This is a genomic window from Clostridium sp. OM05-9 (genome assembly GCF_003481465.1).
GTDB classification, from domain to species: domain Bacteria; phylum Bacillota; class Clostridia; order Lachnospirales; family Lachnospiraceae; genus Coprococcus; species Coprococcus ammoniilyticus.
Genome location: NZ_QULF01000001.1, coordinates 535,631 through 553,113, shown reverse-complemented (window position 1 = coordinate 553,113; position 17,483 = coordinate 535,631). Strand labels below are relative to the sequence as shown.

Genomic DNA, 17,483 nt, shown 5'->3' with positions numbered 1-17,483 from the left:
AATTCCATTTTTTTCAATTCTCCAAACTGAAATTTGTCTATCTTTTATCCTTATATGCATATTCAAAGTTTATTGGTGGTGCAGTCACTGATACATACACAAATTTCTCATTACCATCATTCAATAAACCATGAACATCTTTATCTGCAAATCTTACAACATCCCCAGCAGTAAACACTTTTTCTTGTTCATCTGCAAGTAATAGTTTACCCGTTCCTTTTGTTGCATACCAAATTTGTTCTGACGCATCATGTGTATGTCTTGGTTGGCAAGCACCTATTTCAAGATGAACCTCTGTAATTGTCACCCTTTCACTTGATGAATTTTCAGGATTTAATAGTTGTCTTGAAACAACTCCTGGATTTGATAATTCAACTATCTTCTCTTTACTTATGAATTCCATACTATACCTCCACAACTCCCGATTTGATAAAATAAGATTATATCCACCATTCTGGTGTTAAATCGCCAAGCGTTACTATTCGCTCATTTTCATAATCCATCATTATCTCAATTTTTCGATATTCTTCTGGCATTAGCTGTGTCATAAATTCCCTGCAAGCTCCGCAAGGTGGAATGGCTTTTCCATCTCCATCAATAGCAATTACTCGTTTAATAGCATCCTCACCATTTGTAATCATATTGAAGATAGCATTTCTTTCGGCACATACGCCCAAAGTACACGCTGTATCTACGCACACCCCAACATAAATTTTACCCGATATAGATTCTACCGCAGCAGCAACTCCTCCTGCTTCAATAATTTTCGAAACATCTCGTGGTTTTAATACCTGTTTTGCTGCATCGTATAACTCTTCCCATTTATTATCCATAAATTTCAGTTCTCCCTTATAACTTTCGCTTTATCTTTCTACTCAACTACACGCCAACTTCTTTAAAATATTAACATAATATTTAAGCTCATTCAAGGAACTCAAATAAACACACAAGTGGAATACCTCAAATTAAGTTTGTTTATTTGAAATTGCAATATAACTGCATATAGAAATCAGGAAACTTATACAGTACAAAACAACCGCTCCAAAACTAAACAATATTTCTCCCAAATAAGTTAGTCCTGGCATAAATCCATATCCAGGAAGATTATTATAGTAAATCATCAGTCCTATGGATATAAGCAGCGGAATTAGTTCTGCCGAAAACAATATTCGCCAAAGTTTTTTTTTTCTTGCGAATGGTTATCACAAATAATATTATAGGAAATCACAATAATAACAATTTTTTCAAAGAGTATTTTCATCAATTCCGGAAATACTAATACCGAAAATATATCGGAAAATGTATTGGAGGTTTTTATCATGAGACATTTTATCTTATCGTGTGAATCGACAACGGATCTGCCATATTCTTATCTGAATGAACGGGAAATTGCGGTCATTCCTTATACTTACGTTATTCATGAACATGTATACGAGGATAACATGGAACGAAATCCGGATCTGATGCCGAAGTATTATAAGATGTTGGAAAAAGGGCTGCTGCCTACAACCTCCCAGATCAACGAAGCTTCCTATTATGATTTCTTTGAAGGATTGATACAGAAGGGGGATGTGCTTCATATCACATTCAGCTCCGCCTTAAGCGGATCGGCAAATAATGCCTATCGTGCGGCGGCAGCAATAAAAAAGAACTATCCGGAAAAACAGATACAGATCATTGATTCTCTCTGCGGTGCAGGGGGATATGGATTATTAACAGACTACGTTGCCGATATGCGGGATGAAGGTCTTTCATTGGCAGCAGCTGCCGACTGGATCATGAAGCATCGTACCTGTATCCATCACCAGTTTTTTACAACCGATCTCACCTTTCTGCACCATAGCGGGCGGATCAGCGGCACTGCTTCCCATATCGCATCGATCCTGAACATTCATCCTCTGATCCGGCTGGATCAGAACGGAATGGCAGATGCCTATACAAAAGTCCGTGGCAAGAAGCGCGCCGTAAGAGAGGTGATCTCTGAGATGGAATACTACGCAGAAAACGGGACAGACTACAATGGAAAATGCTTCATCTCCCATGCTGCCTGCCCCGAGCTTGCCTATCTGTTAAAGAACTCCGTCCTACAGACATTTCCGAATGTCACTCATCCGGTACGCATCTTAAATGCCGGTACAATTACCGCATCCCACTGCGGTCCCGGCGCTGCCGGACTGTTCTTTCTCGGACGCGAACGCCCGTATTAATTTAATATTCATCCGGTACAAGTACCTTTTCAATCTCTGCGATATAGTATCTGTGATAATCCTTATCCGGATATACCTTTGCTCCTTCCTCAGGATCAGCAAAGGTAGCAGGATCAATATCTCCTTCGCACATTTTTCTGCAAATGAGTGTAATGCCTGCCTCCTTGATAACCGGAACATCACCACAGAAATCAAGGGTGATCCCTGCTCCTGCAAATTTATCCGCTACATCCTTACCGGATGTTCTTCCGCAATAAGTCAGTGCCTTTCTGTACTCTTCCGGAAGCACACAAACGGAAAATTCCTTCTGTTCATCGATAAACAGCTTTGTATATCTCTGTGGGCGGATATAAATCGTGATAACAGGCTTTGACCAGAACTCACCAAAGGAACCCCAGCTTACTGTCATCGTATTTGCCTTTTCATGATCTCCTGCAGTTACAAGTGCCCACTTTTTGTTGATCATTTCGATCAGATTTCCTTTTAATTCCTCTGCATTGATTTCTTTCATCTTGATAATACCTCACTTTTCTGATTACTCAGTTCCTGAAGTGTTTACTGTAACAGGAACACATCCTGATACAATAATGAGGCACTGATCATTCTCAATGCCTCATTGCAAAATCGTATGGTACACTGGTATTACCAGCTGGTTTTTGGCTCATTATACCATCCGCTTTTATTTTGTCAACCAACAGCTTTTCAGAAACAAATCGTTTTTTATTACTTTTAAACGCAGGTTTTATAATATATGAAATTATTTTTAACCTTATGCTTTTCTTTTTTTATTATTTTTTTTATTTTATTCAAATATCAAATACCATAACTTTATTTTTATTTTTTATAGTGATCGGTCTGTTTTAATCCTATGATTGGTCTGTTTTCAGATCAAACACACCCTGTCCATATCGTTTAAACTGCATCATCATCTCATGTGTCAGACTCAGATGTTCTCCATAGTCCGGGATCTGCTCGTGCTCTACCCATTCGCCGCTTGCAAGTTCTTCATGATCGATGGTCAGTTCCGGTTCATGCTCATCTGACTTTTTTCTGTCTGCCTGACAGAAGAATCCCATCAGCAGATTGCTGTCAAATCCCCACGGCTGTGATTTGTAATACCGGATATTCTTAACCGGTATTCCGACTTCCTCCATTACCTCACGCCGAACCGTTTCCTCTACCGTCTCACCTATTTCCGTAAAGCCGGCGATCAGGGCGTATCGTTTATACTCTCTTGCAGCGTAAGTTGTAAGAATGATACGATTGCCATCTGTCACTCCGACAATTACTGCCGGTGCGATCGTTGGGAAGATCAGATGTCCGCAGGACGGACAACGGAGCATCCGTTCTTTCTCATCCGGGAGCACAGGCGTTCCGCAGGCTCCACAATAGCGGTTCATCGAATACCACAGATGCAGATGCCATCCGGTTGCCGCCGCAAGCACTTCTTCCTTTGGCTTGCAGCTTCTGGTCTTATACATGCTCCGGTATTCATAACCCGGAATCTCCAGACGCTCTCCCCAATTTACATCAGTTGCTCCATTCGCTGATCTTTCAACATAATAAGGCTCTGTTGTCCGGACAAGATCCTGCGGCCGATACAGAAAATACTGTCTGTCATCGATCACAAACAGGTAGGTCAGATTATCCTGCCATGATGCATCCTGCGTGACCGTATCATTTATTCCTATATAGCTTTTATATTCCGAGACAGTGAGCCAGACCAGCTCATACTCATCCTCCACCTTTTTGGCAAGAATCCGTTTCTCGGAAAATGCAAGGATCACATCATCATTCTTCGGCGGTTTTCGATATGCATATTCATTATGAAACCGTTTTGGTTCTATATCCTGTATCATCTTCCTATACCAGACAGGCTGTCTGATACGATATGAAAACATCTGTATTATCAGTGCTTTTATATGCGGATCAGCCAGCCTGTTTCTTTCTTTTTGAATTTATACCATGAATCATTTCTGTCGACACTGTCGTTTCGATTCATATATGGACACAGCCTTGCGTCTCTGTTATTACTTCTTTAACTGAGCCAGACGTTCTTCAACCTGGGCTTTCATTTCTGTATATTTTGCAAGCTTGGCTTTTTCTTCTTCTACCTTGGCAGCCGGTGCTTTATCTACAAATTTAGGATTTGCAAGCATACCGGATGCACGCTTGATCTCACCGGCCAGACGACCGGATTCTTTCTCCAGACGCTCGATCTCTTTGTCGATATCAACCAGCTCTGCAAGCGGAATATAGAGTGCGGCATCATGTATCAGGGTAGATACTGCATTCTCATCAATACCATTCTTGCTATCCTGAATGAATACCTCACTTGCATATCCAAGTGTTGCAAAGAAATTCTTTGATGCTTCAAATATATCACGGATCTCACTCTTAGCAGATACAACATATACAGTTGCTTTCTTGCTTGGCGGTACATTCATACCGGTACGCAGATTACGAATCGCACGAACCGCAGCCTTGATCGTATCAACTGCATTTTCATCCTGCTTGAAGTTCCACTCCTCTTTATATACAGGCCAGTCAGAGATCATGATAGATTCTTCCTCATCCTGAATATTACAGAAAATCTCCTCCGTGATAAACGGCATATATGGATGTAATAATTTCAATGCCCGGATCAGAACTGTCTTTAATGTCCAGAGGGCTGCTGCCTTTGTCTCGTCTGCATCATTGTAAAGTCTTGGCTTAACCATCTCGATATACCAGTCACAGAATTCTTCCCATATGAAGTCATATACCTTGGAAACTGCGATACCCAGCTCGTATTTCTCCATGTTATCTGTCATCTCAACTGCCAAATCATTGACCTTGGATAAGATCCAGCGGTCAGCGATCGTAAGATCAGATAATTTTACATTTGAGAAATCCGCCTTTTCCATGTTCATCATAATGAATCTGGATGCATTCCAGATCTTATTTGCAAAGTTTCTGGAATTCTCTACACGCTCCCAATAGAAACGCATATCATTTCCCGGTGCATTACCTGTGATCAGTGTCAGACGAAGGGCATCTGCACCATATTTATCAATAACCTCAAGCGGATCGATACCGTTTCCAAGAGACTTACTCATCTTCCGGCCCTGATCGTCACGAACCAGTCCGTGGATCAGAACATGCTTAAATGGGCTCTTTCCTGTCTGCTCCAGTGCGGAGAATACCATACGGATAACCCAGAAGAAGATGATATCGTATCCGGTTACAAGTACGTCAGTCGGATAGAAATATTCATATTCCGGTGTCTTCTTTGGCCAGCCAAGTGTTGAGAATGGCCAGAGTGCGGATGAGAACCATGTATCCAGTGTATCTTCATCCTGTGTCAGATGTGTGCATCCACATTTCGGACATACCGTCGGAACTTCTCTGGAAACGATTGTCTCATGACACTCATCACAGTAATAAGCCGGGATTCTGTGTCCCCACCAAAGCTGACGGGAGATACACCAGTCGCGGATATTTTCAAGCCAGTGGATGTATGTCTTATCAAACTGCTCCGGTACAAATTCCAGCTCATCTGTCTTGATCAGGTCAAGAGCTGCCTGGCCCATTTCCTTCATACGGACAAACCACTGTGGCTTGATCATTGGCTCTACCGTTGTCTTACATCTGTCATGTGTTCCTACGTTATGTGTGTGTGGTACAACCTTTACAAGAAGACCTTCTTTTTCCAGATCTGCTACCATTGCTTTTCTTGCTTCATAACGATCCATGCCTGCGTATTTGCCGCCCTTCTCGTTGATCGTAGCATCATCGTTTAAAATATTGATTTCTTCCAGATTGTGTCTCTTACCTACTTCGAAGTCGTTCGGATCATGTGCCGGTGTAATCTTTACACAACCTGTTCCGAATTCCATATCTACATATTCATCTGCGATAACAGGGATCTCTCTGTCTGTTAAAGGAAGCTTCAGCATCTTACCGATGATATCCTTATAACGCTCATCCTTTGGATTTACAGCAACCGCCGTATCACCAAGCAGGGTTTCCGGTCTGGTCGTTGCTATCTCTACATATCTTCCTTCTTCTCCAACGATCGGATAATTGATATGCCAGAAATGTCCTTCCTGCTCTACATGCTCTACCTCTGCGTCCGAAATGGATGTCTTACATACAGGACACCAGTTGATGATCCTGGAACCTTTGTAGATATATCCCTTTTCATAGAGATTGACAAATACTTCCTTAACTGCTTCTGAACATCCCTCGTCCATTGTAAAACGCTCTCTGTCCCAGTCAGCAGATGAACCCAGCTTCTTTAACTGGTTTACGATTCTTCCGCCGTATTCTTCTTTCCATTTCCAGGCATGCTGTAAGAAAGCCTCTCTGCCGATCTCCTTCTTATCAATACCTTCTGCCTTTAATTTCTCTGTTACCTTTACCTCTGTAGCGATCGCTGCATGGTCTGTACCCGGCTGCCATAATGCACTGTATCCCTGCATTCTCTTAAAACGAATGAGAATATCCTGCATCGTATTGTCAAGGGCATGACCCATATGAAGCTGTCCGGTTACATTTGGAGGCGGCATAACGATCGTAAATGGTTTCTTACTGCGATCTACCTCTGCATGAAAATATTTCTTATCTTCCCATTTTCTGTACAGCCTGTCTTCTATGTCGGCCGGATTGTATGTCTTTTCCAGTTCTTTCATCTGTTCCATCCTTTCTGTTTTTATAGCATCTTTAGTGGAGCGTTTTTCCTTTACAGAATCAATCTTCTTACATAGAAAAAGCCCTTTGAAACATCTCTGTTCCAAAGGGCGTATCTTACGCGTTACCACCTTAATTTATCACTCATCTTATTCTGTAACGGGAACGACCCGGCGCATCCTACTGAACATTTCGGATGTGCTGCTCCAAAGCTACCTTCCCACAAATTTCCTCGAAAGACCTTTCAGCCTGTGGATCTTCCTCTCTGGCAGTTCTTTTATGGTACTCCTCTTTTTCCTTGCATTTATGCTGTTAAACTAAATCTCATAGTACAACAGAAGTCTTTCCAGTGTCAAGCGGTTTTAAACGTAATCTTGCTATTTTTCATACATCAATACTCTTTCCCACGGCATAAGTGTCGCTCCATCATCCTCCGAGAAACATGCGCTCATCTGATCCGATATCACCTTTAACTTTTTCCGTATTCTTTCATAGCTAAAGAATCCATTATCATTCTGCTGATCCGTCATGGCATATTCAAATACTCTCGCACGGTCTTCATTTGGAAAGCTCTTTGAGTAGGTGTCAATAAATGCAATCTCTGACGCATCACCGGATGAAAATGCTACATAGGTATTGTCATAGCTATTTTCATTTGCAATATAATCGTAATCATAATCAAATCCAGCCGGGTTGCACTCCGACCAAATTCCTTCATCAAACCAACAGCCGGTGTAATTCATATGGTTCTCGATCGCATGAAAGATCTCATGGTGGATCGTGCTGATATAGGCAGATTGATCATTGATATCAATAACCAGAAATGTGTCATTCTCCAGAGTATTCTGAACACCGGCAGCAGTTGTAAGTGCCGTTTCATCTGTTCCTATGATTGCTCCTGCCAGATAGATCTTTAATATGCTTCCATATCCATCATCCAGATTTTTCAACATCCGATCCGGATATTTCTTCAACTCATTCTTCAATACTTCCAGTGACTGCGCGGTCAGAAGTGCATTGTCTGACGCCTCATACCGGTAGATATCCTTGCTGCACTCCGTCACTTCATCAAATATATGTACCTCTACACCATTTTGATCTCCGATATCCTTTGCCTGATGCCGCAGCTCCTGCTTCAGCTCATCGGACGGATGATCCAGATAACTCCATGAATAACGGTAGACTCTGGAATCACCGGAAATGCTGCGCGCATCGTTCAGATCCCATATGTATACTTCTGGTGTGAGTCCACTCGTTGAAAATGCAAAGAAGTTGTATGTATCTATATAAGTACCTTGATCGATATAGATATAATTTGTTTCATCAAATGGGAATGTTACTGCAAGTCTGTTTTCACATTTACCGGTATCCACATTAAAGATCCGGAACTGCAGCTTCTGTGTATTTGTCTCCTGCGACTGACTGGAACAGCCATACATCGCAAGACCATGTTCTACATCGCAGCCAACCTGAAAATCACCTGTATTATCCGGAATCAGAATGCCCGGTTCTTCCCCGGACGTTTCTCCATACACCTGATAGACCTGACCATCCGCATATACCGATGCGTAGTATTTATCCCCACTTCCTTCAAATTGCACGATATTATAATCACCGGTTTCTTTTACATCCACGCCGGTCACACTATAACATCTGACCTCCAAACGGTCTGCCGTATTATCATATGCCGACACCACCAGATACTCCGGTTCTTCCGCATATCCAAGCAGCGTTGTATCTTTTCCTTCTCCTGAATATGCCAGACACACCTCTGCCTCTTTCCCTGACCGCAGATCATATTCATAGATCTGTCCATCCTCTGCATTTGTATAGAAGAAGCCGGTGAGATCCTTTGACATCAGATAACTGTCCGGTGTCCCTTTTTCGATTGGCATAACAGTCTCCTGATCCAACAATGCTCCATACCGGATCAGCTCTTTGTTGCCTTTATCATAGAGAATCACCTCATCGGTTCCATTTGAAAAAACATCTGACGCATATGTATCCTTCGGGCAGCTTACAACCGCTTTCTGCCTGAGATCCGCCAGATCATATAATGCCAGATAACCGTCTTCTCCTACGCCATACTGGATTCCAAGGGCATCCCCCAAAGCAAACATCTTATTGATGTAAATACCATCTTCCTCTACTTTCATATCCAGTTGATACAGGTTCGTCTGTCCGGATACCTTTGCCTGCTTGTAGTATTCTCCCGAGATGATCGACTTCCACTCTTCTTCTGTGGTCGATTCTTCGGTTGTCGTCTGTGAGCCATCTGCCCTGTCAGTATTTTCTTCTGTCAGATACCCGGAGGTTGTTCCCCCATTCTGATTCCCACCTGTCAGCTGACAGCCTGTTATCTGTCCAAGTGTCATGCTGATAACCAGCACTCCCGCCAGCCATCTGCCGATATCTTTCCTGTAATTCTTTCTCATATATGCACCCCATTTCTATGCCATTATAATACCCCTAATTTATCTCCACTTTTTAACAGAATATCATATATTAATTTCCTTGTAACTAATAAAAACCATCAAAATGATGGTTTTTAAGCACTGTTTCGCCATCATTTTAATGGTTTTATATGTTGATCAATTATTCAAAGCATTATCCCAGGATCACTGCCTGCCCGGAGCTTAACCGTATACGGTTGCCATTTAAGCATACGTCATTCTTATTATCTAACAAAACACGAAGCTTCGGCTGCTCATTTGTAGTCAGCAGATCAACCGTGATATCTTCTCTGCTGTAATTCGTTATAATGTAAACGGTCTGGTCTTCTGTCTTTCTTGCATATGCAAATATTCCATCCTTCTCCACAAACATTGGAACGACCTTGCCATAGGTAAATACTTCTTTGTAGTCCTCGAACTTACGAAGTGCGATCAGCTTCTGGTAATAGTGCCATACTGAATCTTTCCTGCCAAGCTGTTCTTTTACATTGATCTCTTTATAATTTGGATTTACAAAGAGCCATGGTGTTCCGGTTGTAAATCCTGCCTGTGCAGAATCATCCCACTGCATTGGTGTTCTGGCATTATCCCTGCTGTTTTCATAGCAGGCTTCCATCGCTTCTTCTACCGTGCAGCCAGCATCGATTGCAACTGCATATTCATTCTTTGTACTAATATCATTGTAATCATCGATCGAAGCCATATGACAGTTACGCATACCGATCTCCTGTCCCTGATAAATAAACGGAATACCACGCAGCATAACACTGATCGTTCCCAGTAATTTGATTCCGTCTTCATTCTGAAGGTAATCCGGCAGATAACGGCTCGCACCTCTCGGCTCGTCGTGATTCTCTATAATATTTGCAAGGAAGCCAACATCTTCACATTCCTTCTGTGCATGGAAGATCACCTTTTTCAGATCATCAAATCCGACCTTCTTCGCATCGTACCAGCCATGATCGCCAAAGGTCATCTCATGTGCTGAGAAATCAAACATCGTTGAAAAATGTCCGTCGTCACCGATAAATTCTTCCAGCTCATCCTTCTTCATATTGAATACTTCAGCAACTGTAAACGCATCGTACTTTTCAAATGTATGCTTCTTCAGATCCTCTAACAGTTCACCAACGCCATCGACGCCCTCAACCATACGGAAGATTCCTGTCATTCCATCTGGTCCGTCCGGCTCATAATTCGGAAAACTCAGATCTTTCTTGATATTGATGATCGCATCGATACGGAAACCCGCAACGCCCTTATCCAGCCACCAGTTGATCATGGTATATAATTCATTTAATACCTCAGGATTGTTCCAGTTCAGATCCGGCTGTTCCTTTGCAAACATATGAAGATAATAATAGTCCGTTCCTTCTACCTTTTCCCATGCACTTCCACCAAAATAAGACCGGTAATTGCTTGGCGGATTGCCATCTTTTCCCTTACGGAAATAAAAATAATCGCCATATTTACCCTCCGGATCTTTTAATGCTTTCTGGAACCATTCATGCTGGTCAGAACAGTGATTAATAACAAGATCCATAATGATATACATATCCCGCTTCTTCGCTTCTGCTAACAACTCATCGAATTCTTCCATCGTTCCAAAGATCTCATCGATCTTATAATAATCTGAAATATCATAACCCTGATCGACAAATGGAGACTGATAGATTGGAGATAACCAGATAATATCGATTCCCAGACTTTTCAGATAATCTAAATGATCGATCACGCCACGAAGATCACCGATCCCATCTCCATTTGTATCCTGAAAACTCTTTGGATATATCTGATATGCTACTTTACCATGCCACCATTTTCTTTTCATTATAAAAACCTCCTGTGTTCCTTTTATACTGTCTGTATCTGTTCCACCATCGGATACAGATACTCGTTCTTTTTACACTTTAATTACAGTATACGGAATACATAGAGGTTTTCTATCTTTAAATTGACTATTTTATTGTACTATTTTGACTTTTTACGATATTCGGAAGGTGTCATGTTCTTCTCCTTTTTAAAGCGTCTGATAAAATATCCGATATTGTCAAATCCACAGGCAGATGCAATATCTATGATCTTATCCTCTGTCTCTGCAAGTGCCGTTGCCGCTTTCTCCACACGGATCACATTGATATATTCTGTGATCGTCTTCCCGATATTCTTCTTAAAATATCGGCAAAAATACTGTTCATTCATATTGACCAGCTCCGCCAGTTCGGACAAGCGGATCGGTGAACCGTAATGCTCCCCGATATACTGCAGCACCTTTTTCAGATTCTCTACCGTTCCGGATTCTTCCCTGCCTTCCATAACCTGTCTTGTAAGCAGGTCATACTTATATGCAACTGCGATCAACTCTAACATCTTTGCCTTGATATTCAAATAGAGCATATTTTTCTGTAGATTCTGTTTCGGTTCTACTGCCACGTTCTCACGCATTATTGAAGAATCCGTATGCTGCCCTTTCTTCGTACCATGTTCTTTCATCTGCCTGAGCATCTGTTCAATCTCTTTATAACAGGCACTCAATTCCTCAAATGCCGCATCCCCGTTCTGGCACAGAACCGGCATCCGAAGCTTTCCTTCTGCAAGCGGGCCAAGCACCTTCGCCTCCGCCGCATCATACCGTTCAAAGCACAGGATATCAACAGGGAACACAACCGCACTTTCTATACCATCCTTTTCCAGGATCAATGCATGCAGTTCTTCCGGATGGATGCACATAAATGCCGGTGCATGAACCTGATACTCCTTTGTATTTATCCATACTGGGAAATCACCTTTTTGAAAATAGATCCATTCCATTTCCTCATGCCAATGCGGAACCACATGCCACTCATTTTCTCCGTTCCATTCGTACAAAGCAACCGGATACTGCACCGTTCCATGTGTTCTATTCTCTTTTAACGATGTATTTGCCATTTCCTGCTTTTTCATGCTTTGGTCCTTTCTTATTTTATGCTGGACATCTTCTATATTTCATTATACACTTTTCCTACATGGGGACAAATGGTTTTATATCGTACATCGCATTTATTTTCCTTGGAATCGGTATCGTACTGATCATAATCGCCGTTATATTACTGATACGCTATATAAAACAGGTGACCGCATTTAAGAAATACAAACCTGCATGGGAAAAACACAAAAGCATTTATGATGATTTTGCCATAGAACTGAATCACTGGTATGATTCCGGACTTCCGCCAAAGAGCTGTGACGGCGATACCTCCTACGCCCTCCGTCTGCAAAGAGAACGACTGGGTCGCAAAGGAATCCGCATGATCCACTACACGGCACCTGCCAAAGAGACTCCCGGAACCACATATTTTTCAAGAAACACCGCATGGTATACCGTTGACCTGATGAATGAACATATCACCAGACGACTGCGGTTTGAGAATTCATCCGGCATCATATATGACCGGAATTCCGATGATACGATGTATGAATCTGTTGTCCACACACCAAATGAAGCCGAGCTTCATCATATGACAATGACCTGCCCGAACTGCGGTGCTGTCAACCCGGTTGCTGCCCTGACACAGTGCTGTCCATACTGCAGTACCGTTTTCCAGATAAAGGATCTGTTCCCACGTGTCACGAATACCTATTTTATCCGAAATAATGCTTCCATGAAAAATGTAAACAAACGAGGCTCCACCATATGGATCACTATGCTGGTTGTATTTCTATTTACTTTTATTTCCTTTCTTTCAGACCGGGAGAATCCGATTCCTGCCAGCCTGATCATGTCCTATTTTGTCACACTGATCTTCGGCGGCATCACCGGACTTATGCTTTCATCCGTTCTTTTGATCATTAAGCAGTTCAATCGTGACGGTCGAAAACGTATTCCATTCTGGTCTTATGTGACAGCAAAGGGAAAGATCTCACGAGCATTTGCGCCTTATGATCCTGTTTTTTCTTTTGAGAAATTTGAAGGCCAGATCATCGCCCTGATCCGCATGACCGTTCTGGCAGATCACCCGGAAAACCTTGCTTTCTATCGTGGTTCTTCTTTTGATCCATATTTTCAGGATATCATCGAGATGACCTACATGCAGGCTTTAACTGTCAATGATATCCACATGGAGGGAAGTGAGCTGTGCCTGAATCTTCGTACCTGGTGGATCAATTACAGTGAACATGATGGCGCCATAAACCGTCGGGGCGACTGTATCGACGTATCACTCCGACGTAATACCACCTACATGGAACCGCCCGGTTTCTCCATTACTTCCGTCCACTGCCCTGCCTGTGGCGCAAGCTTCGATACTGTACGCCAGCGCAGCTGCCCTTACTGTGGCAGTGACTACCATATGGAAAATGCAGGCTTTGTCATTGAAAAGCTGGAGCTTGTTTAGAAATGATCTCTTGCTGTTATATACAATAATTCCCACCTGTAAAGACTCATGATGTTTTCTACAAACTGCACATGCCTGATTCGTAAATGCGGGTGCCTGTCTGAGTCCGAAGGGCGAGTTGGCACAGGAGCATTTACGGATCAGGCATATACAGTGAGCAGAAAATATCATGAGTCTTTACAAGGGGATTCGTATTATATAGCAGCCGATGTCTGAAAATCTTCGGCTTTTTATCATTATGCCATTACTCGCCAAGGATGTGACGAGCTACATAGATACCACTGGCGGAGGCATGGGACAACGAATGCGTTACGCCACTGCCATCTCCGATCACATATAAACCCTTATGACAGCTTTCCAGATTCTCATCCAACTCCACTTCCATATTGTAGAACTTGACCTCTACACCATATAACAAAGTATCATCATTGGCTGTTCCCGGTGCTACCTTATCCAGTGCATAGATCATTTCCATGATTCCATCTAAGATACGCTTTGGAAGGACAAGACTCAGATCACCCGGTGTTGCCGTTAAGGTCGGTGTTACCAGCCCTTCTTCAATACGCTTCACGGTACTTCTTCTGCCTCGAACCAGATCTCCAAATCTCTGTACAATTACACCACCGCCCAGCATATTAGATAATCTTGCGATACTCTCACCATATCCGTTACTGTCTTTAAACGGTTCTGAAAAATGCTTGGAAACCAGAAGTGCAAAGTTTGTATTCTCTGTCTTCTTCTCATCACCCTCATAGCTATGTCCGTTTACAGTGATGATACCATTCGTATTCTCATTTACCACAATTCCATTTGGATTCATACAGAAGGTTCTGACATTATCTTCGAATTTCTCTGTACGATATACAATCTTGCTTTCATATAATTCATCCGTCAGATGTGAGAAGATAACTGCTGGGAGCTCCACCCGGACTCCGATATCGACACGGTTGGATTTTGTAGGGATCTCAAGCTCCTTACATACCTTTTCCATCCATTTGCTTCCGCTTCGTCCAACGGATACGATACATTTCTCACAGTCGAATTCACCCTTATCGCAGATGATACGATAACCACCATCAATAACCTGTACTGTATCAACCGGTGTATCAAAATAAAAGTCTATATGATCCTTCATCTGATCATACAGATTCTGAAGAACAACATAGTTGATATCAGTTCCCAGATGCCGAACCGACGCATCCAAAAGCTTCAGCTTGTTCTGAAGACAGAGCTTCTTGAACTTCGTTCCAGCGGTTGAATAAAGCTTTGTTCCCTCGCCGCCATTTTCCATGTTAATCTCATCTACATACTTCATCAGGTCAACAGCTTTCTGCTTACCGATATATTCATACAGTGTTCCACCGAAATCATTTGTGATATTGTATTTTCCATCTGAGAATGCACCTGCTCCGCCAAATCCACACATGATCGAGCAATGCTTACAGTTAATACAATTCTTGATCTTATCGCCATCAATCGGACATTTTCTCTTTTTTAAAGTATATCCTTCTTCGAATACAGCGATCTTACACTCCGGTTTCTTCTTCATCAGTTCATATGCCGCAAAGATTCCTCCCGGTCCTGCACCGATAATAATCACATCATACTCCATACACAACCTTACCTTTCATTTATCAGACAAGCTGATCCCGGAATTCGTCTTTTAATTCTGACAGGATCGTATCCATCCGTCTGTCATAATCTTCAATATGCCCATGCAGCCGGTTATAAACCGCTTTCTGGACTTTATTGTAGATTGGAAGCTCCCGCACATCTTCTTTAGAATCTCCGACTTCACTCATCAGATCCTCTAAAAAGTTCGCAGGAAGTCCTCGTTTCTTAATCTCTTTTTCAAGTGTCGCAGTATCCACTGTAACTGCCAGCACACAGAAATATTCGATCAGGGATTCCTCATTCTTATTTAACGAATATGCCTTAATAAAATAGCTCTTTGCTTCATCAAGCTGAAGATTTCCGGCCAGAGCAACTGCTTTATTATGATATACATTTCCGAGGAATTCATCCTCCTGTTTTTCTTTTTCCAGATAGCAGATGACCTCATCATAGATCGCACCCGCTTTTATATAATGCTTGTACCGCAGATATCCATCCGCACGCAGCTTCTCGACTTCGTATGATTTTAACGTACGAAGCTTCTGACATTCCGCCATAAACTGCCGTACTTCTTCACTGCTGTAATATCCGCCATACACAAGAATCTCCACCATGATATCCTGAACAAATGCATGCTTGTCAAGTAATGTATCGATCTTATCCGCAAGTTCTGTGAGATCAAGCTCTCTTCTGATCCATGCCGACAATCTCGCCGATACATCTTCTTCCCCAACCAGCACCATATTATTATACAGGTAGTAACACAATTCCTCGTAGGAATATACAGATACCTTGGTATTCAGGAACGTATATGGATTCTGTGCAGTTTTTGTATTACATACAATTATTTTTCCCATTTCAGGTCAAATTCCTTCCTATATATCTTATTTGTGGTCGGGAACATCGTTCCAAATCCTTCATCCCTGATAACAACCGCTCCCTTTTCCGCACTGTAGAATTCCGCTTCCAGTGAGATCTTGGTCGTCTTCGGCGGACGCTTCGGCAGTCCGTGGATCTCGATATGCTCCTTATCATAATCTCCTGTCAATATGTTGCGATAGATCAGCTCCACCTGATTTGATTCGTCCGGAAAGATATATAATTTTCCCTTTGTGTGGAACCATTCCTGTCCTCCTCTGGTGATCGGCACAAATGTCTTGCTGTCATCATTTAAACTGATACCTATATCAAAGCCAACTGTATATTCCGACCGGATCAGATAACGATCAAGCACCTTGCTGTGCCGATCGCCAAATGCCCGGTAGCAGGCTCCCTTTGTATAGATATTCTGACCGACAAATACCCGTCTTCCCTGACAGAGGATCGTCGCCGACTCCTTCAGCCAGTTATCCGCAAAGCCAATTCCGGTCAGGAACACCGAGGACACATAAGTCTCTGCCAGAAGCTCCTGACAGATCGCTGCGAACTGCTCATCCAGCTCCTCATCGTCCTTCTTAAACGCTGAAAATGTCAAGCGGTCTTTCAGGTTTTGATGAAATACATCCACAATCTCCGGTGATTTGTTATGCGTAATATCGAATCTGTAATAATCAAGCCCGCTGCTGTTAAAATCAAACAACACCACACTGTTATTTCTTAACGACTCCGGCTGATTAAAGATGTAATAAATTCCACTGTCTATATGGCTTGTGATCTCAAACTGTTCATCACTTAAATGAAGCGCTCTCTGTAACTCCTGCACTGCCTTAATGATATGAATATCGGCATCTGCGATCGTTACTACCAGCCGCCTGATCTCATAGCTTTCAAACTGTTTTGTAAATTCCCGGATATGAAGCAGCAACATTTTGACCAGAAGGTCTTTTGCTTTATAACTTGTTCCATAGATCTCCGTGTCCTCGTTGATAATCGTCTTCTGGTAAATACGATCAACCATCACGCCATCTTCCTTGAACCGTTTCCCTGCAGCCACCGCTCCGACACTCCAACCGGATTCATCCTTTGCTCCGGTTCCGTCTTTATATTTATCTGTATAAAACATAATATTGGGAAGCAGATATGTATCTTTGGAATCACTGTGACAGATTGATTCCGGTACTCCTTCATCCAGCTTATAATAACTTAACTGTGTATACTCCGGACTCAGATCCAATCCCAGATATAATGGATGTTCCGTCATGTTATCTCCTCCTGTTTCTGCTGTC

The 17,483-nt window shown here is 42.3% G+C and carries 13 protein-coding genes and 1 other annotated feature; of the genes, 2 read left to right on the top strand and 11 right to left on the bottom strand.

What is annotated here, in order from left to right; translation table 11 throughout:
* Positions 1-37: 37 nt before the first annotated feature.
* Together DXB77_RS02560 and DXB77_RS02555 are read right to left on the bottom strand one after the other, a co-directional pair.
* Entirely contained in the window at positions 38-403 is a 366-nt protein-coding gene (locus DXB77_RS02560) for a cupin domain-containing protein (RefSeq protein ID WP_117807240.1), read from the bottom strand.
* Positions 404-440: 37 nt separating this feature from the next.
* The gene (locus tag DXB77_RS02555; RefSeq protein ID WP_021944626.1) at positions 441-833 is read right to left on the bottom strand and encodes a cytidine deaminase; all 393 of its coding nucleotides are present in this window, start codon (positions 831-833) and stop codon (positions 441-443) included.
* A gap of 486 nt (positions 834-1,319) precedes the next feature.
* On the opposite strand from DXB77_RS02555, the gene DXB77_RS02550 reads away from it, so the two are divergent.
* Positions 1,320-2,207, top strand: a complete 888-nt coding sequence (locus DXB77_RS02550; protein WP_118662579.1) for a DegV family protein — start codon at positions 1,320-1,322, stop codon at positions 2,205-2,207.
* Between the two features lies 1 nt (position 2,208).
* On the opposite strand, the gene DXB77_RS02545 is transcribed toward DXB77_RS02550, so the two are convergent.
* The 6 genes from DXB77_RS02545 to DXB77_RS02520 form a co-directional block, all read right to left on the bottom strand.
* Complete coding sequence (locus DXB77_RS02545) at positions 2,209-2,718, bottom strand: flavin reductase family protein (RefSeq protein ID WP_118662578.1); 510 nt, start codon at positions 2,716-2,718, stop codon at positions 2,209-2,211.
* A 355-nt stretch (positions 2,719-3,073) separates the two neighbouring features.
* Positions 3,074-4,066 carry an NAD(+) diphosphatase gene (gene nudC / locus DXB77_RS02540; RefSeq protein ID WP_118662577.1) on the bottom strand — a complete coding sequence of 331 codons (993 nt, stop codon included), beginning with the start codon at positions 4,064-4,066 and terminating at the stop codon, positions 3,074-3,076.
* Positions 4,067-4,237: 171 nt separating this feature from the next.
* Complete coding sequence (locus DXB77_RS02535; protein WP_118662576.1) at positions 4,238-6,880, bottom strand: valine--tRNA ligase; 2,643 nt, start codon at positions 6,878-6,880, stop codon at positions 4,238-4,240.
* A 101-nt stretch (positions 6,881-6,981) separates the two neighbouring features.
* Positions 6,982-7,186 (bottom strand) — a binding site (T-box leader).
* 69 nt (positions 7,187-7,255) lie between these two features.
* Positions 7,256-9,313, bottom strand: a complete 2,058-nt coding sequence (locus DXB77_RS02530; protein ID WP_117807235.1) for a WD40 repeat domain-containing protein — start codon at positions 9,311-9,313, stop codon at positions 7,256-7,258.
* A gap of 172 nt (positions 9,314-9,485) precedes the next feature.
* Positions 9,486-11,162, bottom strand: a complete 1,677-nt coding sequence (locus tag DXB77_RS02525; RefSeq protein ID WP_118662575.1) for an alpha-glucosidase — start codon at positions 11,160-11,162, stop codon at positions 9,486-9,488.
* 140 nt (positions 11,163-11,302) lie between these two features.
* Entirely contained in the window at positions 11,303-12,274 is a 972-nt protein-coding gene (locus DXB77_RS02520) for an AraC family transcriptional regulator (RefSeq protein WP_118662574.1), read from the bottom strand.
* Positions 12,275-12,336: 62 nt separating this feature from the next.
* Between DXB77_RS02520 and DXB77_RS02515 the strand changes: the two genes are divergently transcribed.
* Positions 12,337-13,704, top strand: a complete 1,368-nt coding sequence (locus tag DXB77_RS02515; protein ID WP_118662573.1) for a zinc ribbon domain-containing protein — start codon at positions 12,337-12,339, stop codon at positions 13,702-13,704.
* Between the two features lie 244 nt (positions 13,705-13,948).
* On the opposite strand, the gene DXB77_RS02510 is transcribed toward DXB77_RS02515, so the two are convergent.
* From DXB77_RS02510 to DXB77_RS02500, 3 genes are read right to left on the bottom strand one after another with little or no spacing between them, the layout of a single operon-like run.
* The gene (locus DXB77_RS02510) at positions 13,949-15,316 is read right to left on the bottom strand and encodes an FAD-dependent protein (RefSeq protein ID WP_118662572.1); all 1,368 of its coding nucleotides are present in this window, start codon (positions 15,314-15,316) and stop codon (positions 13,949-13,951) included.
* A gap of 22 nt (positions 15,317-15,338) precedes the next feature.
* On the bottom strand, positions 15,339-16,175 hold the full coding sequence (locus DXB77_RS02505) for a hypothetical protein (RefSeq protein ID WP_118662571.1): 837 nt from the start codon (positions 16,173-16,175) through the stop codon (positions 15,339-15,341).
* A complete protein-coding gene (locus DXB77_RS02500; protein ID WP_117822053.1) occupies positions 16,163-17,458 on the bottom strand; it encodes a DUF5716 family protein in 1,296 nt (431 codons plus the stop codon). Before DXB77_RS02500 ends, DXB77_RS02505 begins: the two co-directional genes overlap by 13 nt.
* Between the last annotated feature and the right edge of the window lie 25 nt (positions 17,459-17,483).